11 protein-coding genes are annotated in these 16046 nt (G+C 72.6%); 10 read left to right on the forward strand and 1 reads right to left on the reverse strand.

What is annotated here, in order from left to right; all coding sequences use genetic code 11:
- Nucleotides 1–600: 600 nt before the first annotated feature.
- Entirely contained in the window at nucleotides 601–1527 is a 927-nt protein-coding gene (locus ABZ260_RS10480) for an NAD(P)H-binding protein (protein WP_355615468.1), read from the forward strand.
- 4 nt (nucleotides 1528–1531) lie between these two features.
- On the opposite strand, the gene ABZ260_RS10485 is transcribed toward ABZ260_RS10480, so the two are convergent.
- The gene (locus tag ABZ260_RS10485; RefSeq protein ID WP_355615471.1) at nucleotides 1532–3070 is read right to left on the reverse strand and encodes an MFS transporter; all 1539 of its coding nucleotides are present in this window, start codon (nucleotides 3068–3070) and stop codon (nucleotides 1532–1534) included.
- Nucleotides 3071–3546: 476 nt separating this feature from the next.
- Between ABZ260_RS10485 and ABZ260_RS10490 the strand changes: the two genes are divergently transcribed.
- From ABZ260_RS10490 to ABZ260_RS10530, 9 genes are all read left to right on the forward strand, one after another.
- The gene (locus ABZ260_RS10490) at nucleotides 3547–4254 is read left to right on the forward strand and encodes a TetR/AcrR family transcriptional regulator (protein ID WP_355615474.1); all 708 of its coding nucleotides are present in this window, start codon (nucleotides 3547–3549) and stop codon (nucleotides 4252–4254) included.
- 277 nt (nucleotides 4255–4531) lie between these two features.
- Nucleotides 4532–5632 carry a mannose-6-phosphate isomerase, class I gene (gene manA, locus ABZ260_RS10495; RefSeq protein WP_355615477.1) on the forward strand — a complete coding sequence of 367 codons (1101 nt, stop codon included), beginning with the start codon at nucleotides 4532–4534 and terminating at the stop codon, nucleotides 5630–5632.
- A gap of 174 nt (nucleotides 5633–5806) precedes the next feature.
- Complete coding sequence (locus ABZ260_RS10500) at nucleotides 5807–5968, forward strand: hypothetical protein (RefSeq protein WP_355615480.1); 162 nt, start codon at nucleotides 5807–5809, stop codon at nucleotides 5966–5968.
- On the forward strand, nucleotides 5965–7005 hold the full coding sequence (locus ABZ260_RS10505; protein ID WP_355615485.1) for an alcohol dehydrogenase catalytic domain-containing protein: 1041 nt from the start codon (nucleotides 5965–5967) through the stop codon (nucleotides 7003–7005). Before ABZ260_RS10500 ends, ABZ260_RS10505 begins: the two co-directional genes overlap by 4 nt.
- A gap of 1 nt (nucleotide 7006) precedes the next feature.
- Nucleotides 7007–9649 (forward strand): family 78 glycoside hydrolase catalytic domain, encoded by a 2643-nt coding sequence (locus tag ABZ260_RS10510; RefSeq protein WP_355615488.1) that lies wholly within the window; start codon nucleotides 7007–7009, stop codon nucleotides 9647–9649.
- On the forward strand, nucleotides 9646–11175 hold the full coding sequence (locus tag ABZ260_RS10515) for a carboxylesterase family protein (protein WP_355615491.1): 1530 nt from the start codon (nucleotides 9646–9648) through the stop codon (nucleotides 11173–11175). Before ABZ260_RS10510 ends, ABZ260_RS10515 begins: the two co-directional genes overlap by 4 nt.
- 153 nt (nucleotides 11176–11328) lie before the next feature.
- On the forward strand, nucleotides 11329–13458 hold the full coding sequence (locus ABZ260_RS10520; protein ID WP_355615493.1) for an alpha-L-fucosidase: 2130 nt from the start codon (nucleotides 11329–11331) through the stop codon (nucleotides 13456–13458).
- A gap of 291 nt (nucleotides 13459–13749) precedes the next feature.
- Complete coding sequence (locus ABZ260_RS10525) at nucleotides 13750–15114, forward strand: MFS transporter (RefSeq protein ID WP_355615495.1); 1365 nt, start codon at nucleotides 13750–13752, stop codon at nucleotides 15112–15114.
- A 104-nt stretch (nucleotides 15115–15218) separates the two neighbouring features.
- Nucleotides 15219–16028 carry a TIGR03084 family metal-binding protein gene (locus ABZ260_RS10530; protein WP_355615497.1) on the forward strand — a complete coding sequence of 270 codons (810 nt, stop codon included), beginning with the start codon at nucleotides 15219–15221 and terminating at the stop codon, nucleotides 16026–16028.
- Nucleotides 16029–16046 lie beyond the last annotated feature (18 nt).

Below are 16046 nucleotides of genomic sequence, written 5' to 3' on the forward strand. Positions count from 1 at the left end.
GCTTCCCTGACACGGAAGAGGTCACAGGTTCAATCCCTGTATCGTCCACCACCGCTCATGGCAGCCATGAGCAGATCACCGCAGACGGCCGTCAAGGTCCCGATTCAGGGGCCTTGACGGCCTTCCGGCTTCCCTGGGTGATGATGGAGGCGATCCGGCCCATGTTTCCCAGGCGCTGATGAAGGTACCGCCCAGATTGGTTTGATACCCGGTCACCTCGTTGTATCGGGCAGCGGCTTGATCCTGAGAGGCCGCACACATAGCGGTGTGCTTGAAAGCTGGATATATCAGGATTCCGATTCATCAGCTCGACGGCGGATCCCTTGTTGAAGGCTCGGGGGTTCGCTCCCGCGCCGTTCACACGCCCAGTCTGAAACCGTCCGAGAACGGCAGGCCGTGGTCACCGAGGGAACTCGGGCGGATTGAAATGGTCACGTGATCGGTAAGCGGTCGAATCGGCCGGTGCGCCGGCACGTGGCCCGGAGTAGCGTTCCGATCACGGTACGTCAGAGCGCCGCGATCCGTGACCGGCCGGGAGCGCTGTGGCCTCGGCGCCGTGACCACCCCGACGTGACCACCCCGAGGTGAGGAGACATCGCGATGGCCGACGACGACCTCGTCCTCGTCACCGGTGCCGGCGGAGGTGTCGGGGGCGTCGGGCGCACCGTGGTGGAGCTGCTGCGCGCACGCGGCCTGCCCGTACGGGCGATGGCGCATCACGACGACGAGCGCGCGGACGCGCTGCGCGCCCTCGGCGCGCAGGTGGTGATCGGTGACCTCACCAGCCCCACGGACGTGGCGGACGCCCTCGACGGCAGTTCCCGGATGTTCTTCGGTATGAGCGTGTCGCCGTCATACCTGGAGGCCGCCGCCACCGTCGCGACGGTGGCCCGCGCGGTGGGCGCCCTTGAGGTCCTGGTCGGCATCTCGCAGCTGACCGTGTCACAGATGAACGCGTTGAGCAGCGCGGAGTCCCACCAGCAGCGGCTGCACTGGCTGTCGGAGCAGGTGCTCGACTGGTCGGGGCTCCCGGTCGTGCACGTCCGGCCCACCGTCTTCCTGGAGAACCCGATGTTCACGACGCTGGCCGAGCGTTCCATCGCCGACAGCGGGACCATCCGGCTTCCCTTCGGGACCGGCCGCACGTCGCCCGTCGCGGCCGGCGACGTCGCGGCCGTGGTCGCCACGATCCTGCGGGACCCCCGGCCTCACGTCGGGCACGTCTACGAGCTGACGGGCCCCAGGTCGCAGGGGATGGACGGGGTCGCCGAGGAATACTCCCTGGCCCTGGGAAGGGAGATCCGCTACGTGGACGTCCCGCTCGACACCTGGGTCGAGCGGGACCTCGCGCCCGCGGGACTCCCGGCGCACACCGAGGAGCACATCGTCACCATGGCGCGCCTGCACCGCCAGAACCGCTACGACCGGATGACCGGGGACGTCGAATCGATCACGGGAAGGCCCGCGACGACGGTGCGGGAGTTCGTCGCGGAAAGGGCCGCTCTCTTCACCCGTCGCCCGCGGTGAGCGGTCACTCGGCGCCGCCGTCCGCCGTCGAGGTGTCCACCCGCACCGGCCGGAGCAGGAGCACGGTCAGCAGCGCCGTCAGCGCCATGCAGGCGGCCCCGAGGAGGGCGGCCAGGTGCATGCCGTCGGTGAAGGCCGAGCGGGCGACGTCGAGCAGGGCCGCTCCCGCCTCTCCCGGTATCCGCGCGGCCACCTCGACGGCGCCGCCCAGGGTCTCGCGCGCCGCCTCGGCGTACTCGGGGGGCAGCGCGGGCCCCGTCGCGGTGAGCCTCTCGCCGTAGACGGCCAGGCCGATGCTGCCCAGGATCGCGACGCCGAGCGCACCGCCCAGCTCGGTGGCGGCCTCCATGATCGCGGACGCCGAGCCCGCGCGCTCCGGCGGGGCGACAGCGACGATCATGTCGGAGGCCGTCGCCTGCACCGCTCCGATCCCCGTCCCCAGCAGGAGCAGGCCGCCGATGAGGGGCCACCGCTCGGAGTCCACCTCGATCCCGCTCATCACCAGGAAGCCTCCGGCGACGAGCGTCATGCCGCCGCCCATGATGTGTCCCGGGCGTACCCGCTGCGCGATCACGGCGGCCAGCATCGAGCCGGCGAGGGCGGTTCCGGCCGCGGGCAGGGTCAGCAGCCCCGCGACGAACGGCCGTAGCCCGAGCACCATCTGCAGGTACTGCGCGACGAAGTAGAACAGCCCCACCAGGGCGAAGACCGCGAGCGTGCTCGCGATCAGGGACACGGTGAAGCCCCGGCCGGCGAACAGCCTCAGGTCGAGCATCGGGGTGGGCAGCGTCCGCTGCCTGTGCAGAAAGGCGACGCAGAACACCGACCCGGCGACGACGCCGAGCAGCGCCTGGAGGCCGAGGCCGTCGACGGCGAACTGCTTGATCCCGTAGACCGTCGGCAGCACGGCCGCCAGTGAGAGCGCGGCACTGGGCAGGTCGAACCTCCAGGGGCGCGGATCACGGTACTCGGGGAGCACCATCGGCCCCAGCACCAGCAGCAGGAGCATGACCGGCACGTTGATCAGGAACACCGACCCCCACCAGAAGTGCTCCAGCAGCCGGCCGCCCACGATCGGCCCCAGCACGCTGCCCCCGGCGAAGCCGGCGGCCCATACCGCGATGGCCATCCGGCGCTGCCGCGGATCGCGGAACATGTCCCGGATCAGCGCGAGGGTGGGCGGCATCAGGCTCGCCGCCGCAGCGCCCTGCAGGGCGCGGGCCACGATGAGCGACTCGGCGTTGGGGGCGTACGCGGCGATGACCGACGTGACACCGAACGCGGCGGCTCCGATCAGCAGCAGCTTCCGGCGGCCGATCCTGTCCCCCAGGGCGCCCATCGTGATCAGCAGACCGGCCAGCAGGAAGGCGTAGATGTCGACGATCCACAGCAGCTGGGAGCCGGTCGGCATGAGGTCCGCGCTCAGGAAGGGCAGCGCGAAGTAGAGCACCGTCACGGTCACCGAGACGAGCAGGACGGGCAGGACGAGCACCGCGAGTCCGAACCATTCCCTCCGCCCTGCCGTGGACACCGTTCGCACCATTGCCGAAACCTCCTCGGATACCCTGTACGCCAAATATGCGTATACATCGTACGCAAAATTTTTGGACGCATGCAAGGGTTGCTATCCAGATCAAGGCGGTACGCATTAACGTGCGGAAATACCTTCAAAAACAAGGCAGTCCAACCAGGTGGCGGCGTATCTCACTCGCCATAACGTCACACCGCAACCTTTCATTACGTCACAAAAAACGCGTGTTAGAATTTCGTCACACCAGTGGGCGTGCCGGAATTGGACGAGGACGCATGTTGACGTGTGCGCAATGTGGAAAGCCGTTGGACGCCGCGCCTCGGGGGCGACGCCCGCGGTACTGCTCCCGTGCCTGTCAGGCACGGGCCTACCGGATCCGCGCCGCCGGACGAGCCGCGCGCCCCGCCGAGCCCGCGCCGCGGACCGTTCTCCCCACGCCCCCGCCGAGCACCGGCGATCCGGCGGGACGGCACGAGCCCCCAGCCGGCTTGAGCACCGAGCGGATCGTGCGCACCGCGGTCCGGATCGCCGACGCCGAGGGGCTGGACGCGCTGTCGATGCGCCGCGTCGCGACCGAGTTGGGCACCGGCGCGATGTCGCTGTACCGCTACGTGCCGGGCAAGGACGCGCTCGTCGAGTTGATGGTCGAGGCCGTCTTCGGCGAGGACCCGCATCCGGGCTCCGTTCCCGGTGGCTGGCGCACCGGGCTGGAGGCCGCGGCGAGGCGGGAGTGGCGCATGTACTCCAGGCACCCCTGGGTGCTGCGGGTCATCGCCACCCCCCGGCCGCCGATCGGGCCGAACGTGCTGGCCGACGTCGAGTGGGCGATGCGCGCCATGGACGGCCTCGGCCTCGACCCGACGACAACGCACTGGGTGGCCATGACGGTGAGCGCCCAGGTGCAGGGCGCGGCCCTGCTGCTGGTGAACGAAGTGGAGGCCGAGCGTCGCACCGGGGTCACGGCCGGGCAGTGGCGTGTGTCGAGGACGCCGGCGCTCCTGGAGATCCTGGAGTCCGGACGGTTCCCGATACTGTCCAGACTCCACGCGGAGCGGGGGGACGTGATCGACATCGACGAGTGGTTCGAGTTCGGCCTGCGGCGTCTCCTCGACGGTCTCGCCGTCCTGGTGGAAGGCCGGGAGAAAGGGACGGCGTACGACGCGGAGCCGGATTCGGCCCGCGGTCCGGCACGGTAGGGACCGTCGCGTGGCGGTGCGGTGCCCCGGGCGGTGAGACCCCGCGGTCGACGGACTTGTTCACCCGGTCTTGGCCGTGCATTGGCGGCCGGGAGACACCGAAGACGCGTAGCATCGGCGTTCTGTGGCATTCATTCGTTTCCTGCTCGGACTCACGGACACGGAGGATCATGAACGGCCCCCTCATCCCCGCCGCCCGCGTGGCGGCCGACCAGACCGGGCCGGGCGAGATCCCCGCGTCGCGGCGCTCCTTCCTGCCGGAGACGGTGGAGACGTCGTGACGGGCCTGCTGCGCAATCCCGTGAAGAACTACGACTGGGGCTCGCGCACGGCCATCGCCACGCTGGCCGGGCGCCCCTCCCCCGCGGAGCGGCCCGAGGCGGAGATGTGGTTCGGCACCCACCCGTCCGGCTCCTCGTCGGTGTTGCGGCGGGGGACGTGGCGCTCCCTCGCCGAGACGGTGGCCGCCGACCCGGTGGCCGAGCTCGGGGAGAGGACCGTTGAGCGGTTCGGCTCGCGGTTGCCGTACCTGCTGAAGCTGATCGCCGTGGACCTGCCGCTGTCACTGCAGGTTCATCCGTCGCGGCAACAGGCGGAGGAGGGCTACGCCAGGGGCGTCTACGTCGACCCGTTCCCCAAGCCCGAGCTGATCTGCGCGCTGACCCCGTTCACCGCGCTGGCCGGGTTCCGTCCGCCCGCGGAGGCCGCGGCGCTCATCGGCGGGCTGGGCATCCCGGAACTGGAGCCCGTCGTGGCGCCGCTGGCCGCCGGGGACGCCTCCGCCGCGCTCCGCGCGCTGGTGGAGTGGCCGAAGGAGGGCCGGGCGGACCTTGTGGCCGCGATCGCGCGGGCCGCGTCGGCCGCGGGCGGCCCCGACGGCGAACTGGTGGTACGCCTGACCGGCATCCACCCGGAAGACCCGGCCTGCCTCGCCCCGCTCTTCCTGCGCCGCCACGAGCTGCGGCCCGGCGAGGCGCTGTTCCTGGGCGCGGGAGTCCTGCACTGCTACCTGAGCGGTTTCGGTGTGGAGATCATGGGCAGCTCCGACAACGTGCTCCGCGCGGGGCTGACCAGCAAGCCGATGGACGTCGACGAGCTGCTGCGCGTCACCGACCCCTCGATCTCGCCCCTGCCGGTCGAGCCGGTCGGCAACCTCTACCGCACTCCCGCCCCGGAGTTCCGCCTGGGCACGGCCGTTCCGGGCTCCGGGCTCACCCTGGAGGGCGGAGTACCGCGCATCCTGGTGTGCACCGAGGGCGAGGTCGAGGCCGGCGGGCAGGTGCTACGACCGGGCGAGTCCGCCTTCGTCCCCGCCGCCGGACCGGTCCGCCTGCGCGGTTCCGGGACAATCTTCTGGGCCGAACCGGGCCTCGACTGACCCGCCCACCACCTCGGCCGCCGTAGGCCGGGCCGGGGAAGCACGGCGCACGCCATCGTCCCCGCCCCGGCGCTCCGGCCGCGTGACGACGGGCAATCCCGTCCGGAGTCCTTGACCCGTCACGGCTCGGCTAGTTAGCGTATCGCTAATAGTTCTGAAACTGTGGGGTGATCGATGTCGCTCGAAGTTCATTTCGCCGGTGTCCGGGAGGGCAGGGCCGACACCGTCGGAGACCGGGCCGCCGTCGGGCAGGCGGCCCGCGGGCTGTTCGCCGAGCAGCCGGGTGGAGCGCCGGTCGACGGCGCCCGGACGGGCGGGAGCGTGCGGACCGCATGAAGGCGCTCATCTACCACGGCCCCGAGGACGTGCGGTACGAGACCGTCGCCGACCCCGCGCCGCGCGACCGGAACGGAGCCGTCGTCCGCGTCACGCACGCCGGCATCTGCGGCAGTGACCTGCACGTCTACCACGGCCACAACGTCAAGGAGCCGAACTTCTGCATCGGCCACGAGGCGATCGGCGAGGTGGCCGAGGTGGGCGGGGAGGTCAGCCGCTGGCGCCCCGGCGACAAGGTGCTGATCGCCGCCGGCGTGCGGTGCGGCCGCTGCGACGCCTGCTCCACCGGATACCCGGCCTGCCAGGTGCAGAAGGCCTGGGTGTACGGGCTCGGGCCCGAGTTGCCCGGCAGCCAGGCGGAGGCGGTGGCCGTCCCCTTCGCCGACACCAACCTGGTGCGCATCCCCGACGGGGTGAGCGACGAGAACGCCCTGCTGCTCGCCGACTGCGCCAACACCGCCTGGTACGGCGCCCAGAAGGCGCGGATCGCCCCCGGCGCCACCGTCGCGGTCATCGGTCTGGGACCGATCGGCCAGGTGGCCGTGCTGGCGGCGAAGCTGCAGGGCGCCTCCCGGGTGCTCGCGGTCGACCCGGTCCCCGAGCGACGCGCGCAGGCCGAAGCGCTGGGCGCGGAGGCGTTCACCCCCGAGGCCGCCGCCGAGGAGATCCTCGCCCGCGCTCCCCGAGGCGTCCCCTCGGTGGTGGACGCGGCGGGAACCGACCAGACGATCGACCTCGCGCTGCGCGTCGTCGGCCTGCGGGGCACGGTGTCGGTGATCGGGCTGTCCCAGTCACGCCGTTACGCCTACCCGATGCAGCGGGCGCAGATGCTCTCGATCGACTTCCACATCGGCCTGGCCACCGGTGAGCACACCATGGGGCTGTTCGACCTCATGGCGGCCGGACGCTTCGACCCCTCCGTGGTCATCTCGCACCGGCTGCCGCTCTCGGAGGGGCCCACGGCGTACGAGATGTTCGCCGGTCGCCGGGACGGGGTCACCAAGATCGTCTTCAATCCGGCGGGGAGCGTGGCCTGAGATGGCGATCCCGACCCGCCTCCGCGTCGAGCACCTGGACGAGGCGTTCGGCGTCACCTGCCGCGCGCCACGCCTGTCGTGGTGGCTGCCCGCCGGCGCGCACACGCAACACGCCTACCGGGTGCGGACCGACGGCTGGGACTCCGGCCGGATCGAGTCCGCGCACAACGTGCTCGTGCCGTACGGCGGGCCACCGCCCGCCTCCCGCGAGCGCACGTCCTGGCAGGTGAAGGTCTGGACCGAGCTCGGCGAGAGCGGATGGTCGGCACCCGCCGAGTGGGAGACCGGCCTGCTGGAGGCCGCCGACTGGTCGGCCCGGTGGATCGCCCCGGTCGAGGACGAGGTCGCCGAGCCCGGGGCTCGCCCCGCTCATCTGCTGCGCCGCACCTTCACCCTCGACGGCCCGGTCGTCCGGGCCCGTGCCTACGCGACCGCGCACGGGATCTACGAGCTGTTCGTCAACGGCGTCCGGGCCGGTGACGCGGAGCTGGCTCCGGGCAGCACGTCCTACCGCGCGAACCTGCACGTGCAGACCTACGACGTCACGCGCCTGCTGCGCCCGGGGGTCAACGTGGTCGGGGCCGTGCTGTCGGACGGCTGGTACCGGGGCCAGAACGGCTACTTCCGGCGGGCGGACTGCTTCGGCGCGAGCCTGGCCCTCCTCGCCCAGGTCGAGGCCGAACTCGGCGACGGCACGCGGGTCACGGCGGCGACCGGTCCGGGGTGGCTCGGCCGCCCCGGCTCCATCACCGCCGCCGACCTCATCGAGGGCCAGCGGAGCGACCTTCGCGCGTGGGACGGGCAGTGGGACGGGCCGCCGGACGGCTGGCGGGAGGCGCCCGTGGTCGAGCACGACCTCGGGCGGCTGCACGCCTCGCCCGCGCCGCCGGTCCGCAGGGTGCAGGAGTTGCGCCCCGTCTCCGTGCGGACCCTGGAGCCCGGCCGGCAGGTGGTGGACCTCGGCCAGAACATCAACGGGTGGGTGCGGATCGGCGGTTTGGGCCCGCGCGGGACCCGGCTGACGCTGACCCACGGGGAGATGCTCGACGACTCCGGTGACGTCACGCTGGGCCACCTGCGGCCCGTGCTGTTCGGCACCGACATCCCGCGCTCGGCGGGCCAGGTGGACGAGGTGATCGCCGCCGGGACGCCGGGCGAGGTGTTCGAGCCGCGGCACACCACGCACGGCTTCCGGTACGTCCGCGTCGAGGGGCACCCGGACGGCCTGGGACCCGACGACGTGACCGGTGTGGTGGTGCACACCGACCTGCGGCGGACCGGCTGGTTCGAGTGCGACGACGAGCGGATCAACCGGCTGCACGAGGCGGCCGTGTGGAGCTTCCGCGGCAACGCCTGCGACGTCCCGACCGACTGCCCGCAGCGCGAGCGCGCCGGCTGGACCGGCGACTGGCAGATCTTCTTCCCCACCGCCGCGTTCCTGTACGACGTGGCGGGCTTCACCGAGAAGTGGCTGCGCGACCTGGCCGCCGACCAGTGGCCGGACGGCCGGGTGCCCAACGTGGTACCCGCCCTGCACCCCGCGGCCGGTCCTCCCGAGCCCGTCACCGACTTCCTCACCGGTGCCGCGGGCTGGGGCGACGCCGCGGTGATCGTGCCGTGGGACATGTGGCGCGCCTACGGCGACGAGCGCGTCCTGGCCGAGCAGTACACCTCGATGACCGCCTGGGTGGACTACGCCGCGCGGCGGGCGCGCGAGGGCCGGCACGCCACCCGCGTCGCCCGCTCGGCGGAGCCCGCGCCGCACGAGGAGTTCCTGTGGGACACCGGCTTCCACTGGGGCGAGTGGTGCGAGCCGGACGGGCCGGGCGAGGCGATCTTCACCCTGGAGCTCGACATGGGCGACGTGGCCACCGCCTACCTGCACCGGTCCTCGTCGATCCTGGCCGAGGCCGCCGCGCTGCTCGGCCGCGACGACGACGCCCGCCGCTACGGCGAGCTGGCCCGTGCCTCACTCGCGGCCTGGCGGCGGGAGTTCATCGGCGAGGACGGCGCGCTCCACCCCGACACCCAGGCCAACCACGTGCGCGCCCTGACCTTCCGGCTGGTCCCCGACGAGCTGCGCGAGCAGACCGCGGACCGGCTGGTCGAGCTGATCAGAAAGGCCGGCACCCACCTGGGCACCGGCTTCCTGGCCACGCCGTACCTGCTGCCCGTCCTGGCCGACACCGGCCACCTCGACGTCGCCTACGAGCTGCTGTTCCAGACCTCCCAGCCGTCCTGGCTGGCCATGACCGAGGCGGGTGCGACCACGATCTGGGAGAGCTGGGAGGGAGCCGAGGACAAGCCCGGCAAGCCGTACTCGCTCAACCACTACAGCAAGGGCGCGGTGGTGTCGTTCCTGCACCGGTACGTCGCCGGGATCCGCCCGGACGAGACGGCGGGCGCGGCGGGGGTGGCCTGGCGCCGCTTCCGGGTCGAACCCCGCCCCGGAGGCGGCATCACGTCCGCCTCGGCCGCGCACGACTCGCCGTACGGGCGGATCGCGTCCTGCTGGCGGTCGGCGGACGGGGAGTTCACCCTGGAGGTCACGGTGCCGCCCGGCACCGAGGCCACCGTCGTGCTGCCCGACGGGACCAGCGCGCAGGCGGGCCCCGGCGTCTCCGTACACCGGTGCCCGGCATGAGGAGATACGCGGACCGGAACCTCCCCGAGGTGGAGCGCGCGACCAGGCTCGGCACCGTGCGCGGCGTGGAGCGCGCGGGCGCGCACAGCTTCTGGGGGCTGCGCTACGCCCAGCCCACCAGGCGGTACGAGCCGCCGGAGCCGGCCACCGCCTGGCACGGCGTCTACGACGCCACCCGCCACAGGCCGATGGCACCCCAGGCGCCCTTCCTGAACGTCCTCGGCGACCCGCCCGAGGGCGGCATGTCCGAGGACTGCCTCCACCTCAACGTGCACCTCCCCGCCACGGCCCCGGCGGCGCCTCGCCCGGTGCTGTTCTTCATCCACGGCGGGGCACTCACCGGCGGCGCGGCCAACCAGTACGACGGGAGCGCGCTGGCCGTCGGGGCGGACGCCGTCGTGGTCTGCGCCAACTACCGGCTGGGCATCTTCGGCGGCCTCGACCTGGACCGGTTCGGACCGCCGTACGAGGGCTCGGGCGAGCTGTGGCTGCGGGACCAGATCATGGCGTTGCACTGGGTGCGGGACAACATCGCCGACTACGGCGGCGATCCCGGCTGCGTGACCGTGATGGGCGAGTCGGCCGGCGCGACGTCGGCACTGGCGCTGTGCGCCTCTCCGGCCGCCGCGGGCCTGTTCCACCGCGCGATGTCCAACAGCGGCGGCAACCCCGCGATCGAGCCGCCGGCCGTCGACCGCATCGCCGAGATAGCCCGGATCAAGAAGATCGGCCCCGAGGACGTCCTCGACTTCCTGCTCTCGGCGCCGACCGGCGAGCTGCTCCAGATGTCGATGGACAACACGCGGCTCGCCCCCTCGGCGGTGTGCGGCACCGCGCTGCTCCCCGGGCCCGTCCCGGCGCTGATCCGCGACCGGGGCGCCGGCGCCGTACCGCTCGTCGCGGGGTTCGCCGCGCACGAGGGCGACAGCCTGGACTTCCTGATCGGAGAGGCCGGGATCCGCGGTCCGATGGGGTTCCTCGCCCGCCACCTCATCGCCCGCGCGGTGGCCGCCACCAACGCCGGGGGCAGGTCCGGCCTGCGGGGCTACCTGCGGCGGCTGCGCGGGACGCACCGCGCCTGGGCCGGCGCACGGTTCAACGACCTCGTCTGGACGGACCTGTACCGGCGGGGCGCGGTGGAGAACGCGCTGGCCACGACCGAGGCGGGCAGCCGGGGATACGTGTACGTGCTGGACGTGCCCTGCAGGATCGGGGAGCGGAGGATGCGCTCCACACACGGTGTGGACCTCAGCCTCACCTTCAACCCGTGGGCCGACCCCGACGCCGAGGGCGGCGGCCTCGCCGACCACCCGGACGCGCCCGCCCTGGCGAACCGGTGGGTCGCGATGCTCGCACGGTTCGCGCGCACGGGCGACCCGAGCGGCCCGCTGGGCGACTGGCCGGTGTACGACGCCCGGACCCGGCCCACCCTCGTGATCGCCCCCGGTGAGTCCCGGATCGAGTACGACCGCGACCCGGAGTACCGGACCTCGGTCTGGTCCGTCCCCGGGGCGGCGCCGGTCTGAGAGAGCCGGGGCGGCACCGGCCGCCCCGGCTCCCTCAGGCGGGCATCCACCAGGCGATCCCAGGCACCTCAGACACCCCAGACAGGAGGAGAGGCGGCCGTCCTCCGGACGCGACACGTCGCGGGCGCGGAGGGCTCCGCCCCGTACCACGCGATGAACCGTTCCCCCCACGACGGGCCCGACCGCGCCGGGCACCACGCCCTGCCCCGGCGGTCGGTGCACCTGGACTTCCACACCGGCCCCCGGGTGCCGGACGTCGGCGCGGCCTTCGAACCGGACGCCTTCGCGCGGACGTTCACGGACGCCGGTGTCGACAGCGTCACCCTCTTCGCCAAGTGCCACCACGGCCACCTCTACTACGACACCGACCGGCCGGAACGCCACCCCGGCCTGGCCGGGCACCTGGACCTGCTCGGCGAGCAGGTCGCCGCGCTCCGCCGGGTGGGCGTCAGGACGCCGATCTACCTGAGCCTCGGCGTGGACGAGTACGCCGCGAACGCCCACCCCGAGTGGCTGGCGCTGGACCCCTCCGGGCGGCAGGTCAGGTGGTCCTCCGGCAGGTTCGAGCCCGGCTGGCAGGTGCTCGACCTGAGCAGCCCCTATCAGGACTACTTCGCCGACCAGCTCGCCGAGGTCCTGGACCGGTTCGCGCCGCTGGACGGCGTGTTCGTCGACATGTGCTGGGACCAGCCGAGCGCCTCGCGATGGGCCGTGGACGGCATGCGCCGGGCCGGCCTGGACCCCGCGGACGAGGGCGCCCGCGCACGCTGGGCCCGCCGGGTGTCGCACGGCTACATGCGGCGTTTCCGCGACATGGTCGTGCCCCGTCTCGCCGACGACGCGGCGATGAGCGTCTGGTTCAACAGCCGTTCCAAGACGGCGCTCGCCGAGGAGCGGGAGTTCGTCTCGCACGTGGACATCGAGGCGCTGCCGACCGGCGGCTGGAGTTACGATTACCTGCCGTACGTCGCCCGGTACGTCCGGCCACTGGGACTGCCCGCCCAGGGGCTCACCGGCCGGTTCCACCGGAGCTGGGGCGACAACGGCGGGCTCAAACCGGCGGCCGCGCTGAAGTACGAGTGTTGCCGGATGCTCGCCTACGGCCTGGCGAGCGGGGTGGGCGACCTGCTGCACCCGAGCGGACGGCTCGCTCCGGAGACCTACCGGCTGATCGGCGACGTCTACGCCCACCTGGCGGCGTGCGAGCCGCACCTGAACGGCGCGCGGCCGGTGGCCGAGGCCGCGGTGCTGATGGACCCCGCGCTGGGCGACACCCCCGGCCCGGCCGGGGCGGGGGTGGTGCGCGCCATGCAGCGGCTACGGGTCCAGTTCGACGTGCTGGCCCCCTCCGCCGACCTGGACGGATACTCGCTGCTGGTGGTCCCGGAGACCAACCGGATGGACGAGGCGCTGGCGGCGCGGCTGCGCGCGCACCTGGACGGCGGCGGCGGACTGCTGATCGCCGGGGCGGCCATGGGCGACGAGCCCCCACCGGAGCTTGGCGTGGACGTCGTCCCCGGCCCCGATCCGGCCGGGACCTTCCTGCGCCGGCACGGCGACCGTGACGGCTTCGCACACGCCCTGTACGAGTCCAGCCGCCGGATGACCGCGAGGCCGGGCGCCGAGGTCCTGCACGACCTGGTGGAGCCGTACTTCGAGCGTTCCTGGGACGCCTTCAGCGGGCACGACTACACCCCTGCCGACCCCCGATCCGGGTCCCGTTCAGGGGACGGGGACGGGGACGGGGACGGCCCGCCGTACGCGGCGGTGGTCGCCCGCGGGCGGGCGGTCACCGTCGCCGGGCCGCTCTTCACCGCGTTCGGCCGATACGCGGCGGAGGCGCATCTGGACGTGCTCCGCGAGGCCGTGGCACGGGCGCTGCCCGACCCGCTGGTGCGCACCACCGGCCCGGCGCATCTGGAGGCGCTGGTCGTGGACGGCGACGAGGCACGGGTGGTGCACCTGCTCAGCTTCCTGGCCGGTCGCGAGGGCGACGTGGCGAGCCCGGTCACCGTCGACAAGGTGATGCTGGTGCTCGGCCTGCTCATCGCCCACGGGGCCGAGGCCGCCGCCGCGATCCCCGCGCAGGCCAAGGGCCTGGATCTGGTCCTCGACCCGTTCCCGCTGGTGGACGTGGAGGTCGAGGTGCGTGTCGACGGCCCTCCGTCGTCGGTCATGCTGCGGCCGCACGACGTGGAGCCGGAATGGGAGTACCGGGACGGCCGCGTCCGCGCCCGGGTCACCATCCCCGACGGTCACGGCATGCTCGTGCTCCGCCGGTAGCCGTCCCGGCGGAAACGGAAGGACCCGGGCGGGCCGCCGATCATCGGTGGCTCCCCGGGCACTTTCGCATGCCCGAAACCGGGCACGGCCGGAATGTGGTCCGTGACGCTCCGCGCATCCGTCGAGGCTGAAAGTTTCCAGCGCGTAAACACTTGACGCAAACCCTTTCATTTCGGACCCTTAGCGAATCGATAAATAGATTGGCACGGCTCCGAGGGAGAACGCGATGAGAGACACGGCCGTACGATCGACGTCCCACCCGAGTGCGCCCGCGACCCCCACCGGCCTCCGGTGAGCGGCGAGCCGTCCCGGCCGGACAGCACCGACGCCCCCCGCACCGCGTCCTCCGGCACCGTCACACGGTTCCGCGACCTCGGCGGGCAGAGCTGGTGGCCGCTGGGCATCCTGTTCGCCCTCAACGCCGTCGACGAGCTGGACCGCGCCGCGACCGGCGTGCTGCTGCCGATGATGCGCGACGACTTCGGGCTGAGCATCTCGACCGTCACCGCCGTGATCAGCCTCGGCGGGACGGTGGCCACCGTGTTCGCGATCGTCGGCGGCTACTTCGCCGACCGGATCCCCCGGGTGCGGATGGTGGTGATCAGCTACACGCTGCTGGCCATGTCGACCTTCCTCACCGGGATGGCCACCACGCTGCTGCTGTTCGCCGCCGGCCGCGTGGGGTCCTCCCTCGGCAAGGCCGTCGGCGAACCCATCCACAAGTCCCTGCTGTCCGACTACTACACGCCCGAGACGCGCGGGCGGGTCTTCGCCCTTCACGGATCGGCCAGCGCGATAGGGACGCTGATCGCCCCGCTGCTGGCGGGTGTGATCGCCCAGGCGTTCGGCTGGCGCGTGCCGTTCGCGCTGTTCGCGATCCCCACGGTGGTCTTCGTGGTGATCGCCGCCATCAAACTGCGCGAGCCCGTGCGCGGCGCCCACGAGCGCCGGGCGGCCGGCGGGGACGAGACCGCGGCCCAGCAGGAGGAACTCGCGCCGACGATCGCCGAGGCGTGGCGGGAGCTGCACCGGATCCGCACCGTCCGGCGGCTCCTGGCCTCCCTGCCCCTGCTCGCCGTGGCCGTCCTCGGGCAAGGACTGCTGCTCAGCCAGTTCTACGACCAGCGCTACCAGCTGAAGGTCCTCGATCTGGGCGTGCTCGTCACGCTGACCAGCATCTCCAGCATCATCGGATTCCTGATCTTCAGCAGGATCGCCGACCGGGGGATCGCCGCCACCAGCGCGGGCCTGTACCGCCTGATGGCGATCGGCACCACAGTCGCGGCCCTCTGCCTGGCCGCGGTCCCCCTCGCCCCCAACCTCCCGTCCTCGATGCTGGCTCTCGTCCTCAACGCGCTGTTCTCGGCGCCGCTCGCCGTCGGCACGGGAATCGTGCTGTCGCTCGTGGTGCCGCCCCGGATGCGCTCCACCGGCTTCTCGGTCTCGGCGATCTACTTCCTGCCGGGCTTCGTCCTGGTGAGCATCGTCGGCGTCGTCACCGAGAAGTACGGCTTCACCGTCGGCTTCATGTCCATCACGGCCTGCATGCTGCTGGGCATGCTGGTCTTCTGGCGAGGAACGCGGACGATCGACGCCGACGTGGCGCGGGTGCGCGCCGAGTCGCTGGCCGGCGCGGAGTCACTACTGAACCGCTGACCTACGGCACCGGCCCGCATCGGCCGGTGCCGTTGACAGCCCCCTGCCAAACTAATTAGCGTTTCGCTAAACTTGGCGCGACGCACTGGAAAGGACGGTTCCGGGTGAAACCCGCCCCCTCCCATCTCATCGGCGATCTGGCCGACGAGCACCAAGCCCTCGACACCATGGTCTCGGCCCTCGAGTCGGCCGCGTGGCGCACGCCGACGCCGGCCCGGGGCTGGGACATCGCCGACACGATCAGCCACCTGTACTTCTACGACGAGACCGCCCGCCTGGCCGCGGCCGACCCCGAGTCCTTCAGGCGGCACGCCGCCGAACTCGTGGCCGGCCGGCTCGGCCCGGACCACGACGTCCAGGCCGGGCGGTCCCTCGAGCCCGCCGAACTGCTGGAGCGCTGGCGGCAGGCGCGTGCCGGGCTGCTGTCCGCGCTCGCGGAGCCGGCCCCCTCCGGGCGGATCCCCTGGTACGGGCCGGACATGAGCCCCGCCAGCTTCACCACCGCCCGCCTCATGGAGACCTGGGCGCACGGCCTGGACGTCGCCGACGCCCTGGGGCTGCCGCCGGTGGTGAGCCACCGGCTGCGCCACGTGTGCCACATCGGCGTCGGGGCCAGGCGCTACTCCTTCCTCGTCCACGGGATCGACGATCCGGGCGACCCGATCCGGGTCGAGGTCGAGGCACCGGACGGATCCCTGTGGACCTGGGGCGAGCCTGGCGCGGCCGACCGGGTCGAGGGCCTCGCGCTCGATCTCGCCCTGGTCGTCACCCATCGCCGCCACATCGGCGACACCGGGCTGCGGATCGAGGGACCGGTGGCCCGCCGGTGGCTGTCGATCGCCCAGTCCTTCGCGGGCCCGCCGGGGAGCGGACGCTCCCCCGGCCTGCGCCCCCTCGTCCAGACCGTCTCCTAGAGTTCCCGGAGGGAGTCA

Source organism: Streptosporangium sp. NPDC006013, assembly GCF_040614275.1.
GTDB lineage: Bacteria > Actinomycetota > Actinomycetes > Streptosporangiales > Streptosporangiaceae > Streptosporangium.

Excerpts from the sequence above, each read along its gene's own strand:
- ABZ260_RS10480 (WP_355615468.1), top strand. The coding sequence starts at position 601 with ATGGCCGACGACGACCTCGTCCTCGTCACCGGTGCCGGCGGAGGTGTC.
- ABZ260_RS10485 (WP_355615471.1), bottom strand. The coding sequence starts at position 3,070 with ATGGTGCGAACGGTGTCCACGGCAGGGCGGAGGGAATGGTTCGGACTC.
- ABZ260_RS10500 (WP_355615480.1), top strand. The coding sequence starts at position 5,807 with ATGTCGCTCGAAGTTCATTTCGCCGGTGTCCGGGAGGGCAGGGCCGAC.
- ABZ260_RS10505 (WP_355615485.1), top strand. The coding sequence starts at position 5,965 with ATGAAGGCGCTCATCTACCACGGCCCCGAGGACGTGCGGTACGAGACC.
- ABZ260_RS10510 (WP_355615488.1), top strand. The coding sequence starts at position 7,007 with ATGGCGATCCCGACCCGCCTCCGCGTCGAGCACCTGGACGAGGCGTTC.
- ABZ260_RS10515 (WP_355615491.1), top strand. The coding sequence starts at position 9,646 with ATGAGGAGATACGCGGACCGGAACCTCCCCGAGGTGGAGCGCGCGACC.
- ABZ260_RS10520 (WP_355615493.1), top strand. The coding sequence starts at position 11,329 with ATGAACCGTTCCCCCCACGACGGGCCCGACCGCGCCGGGCACCACGCC.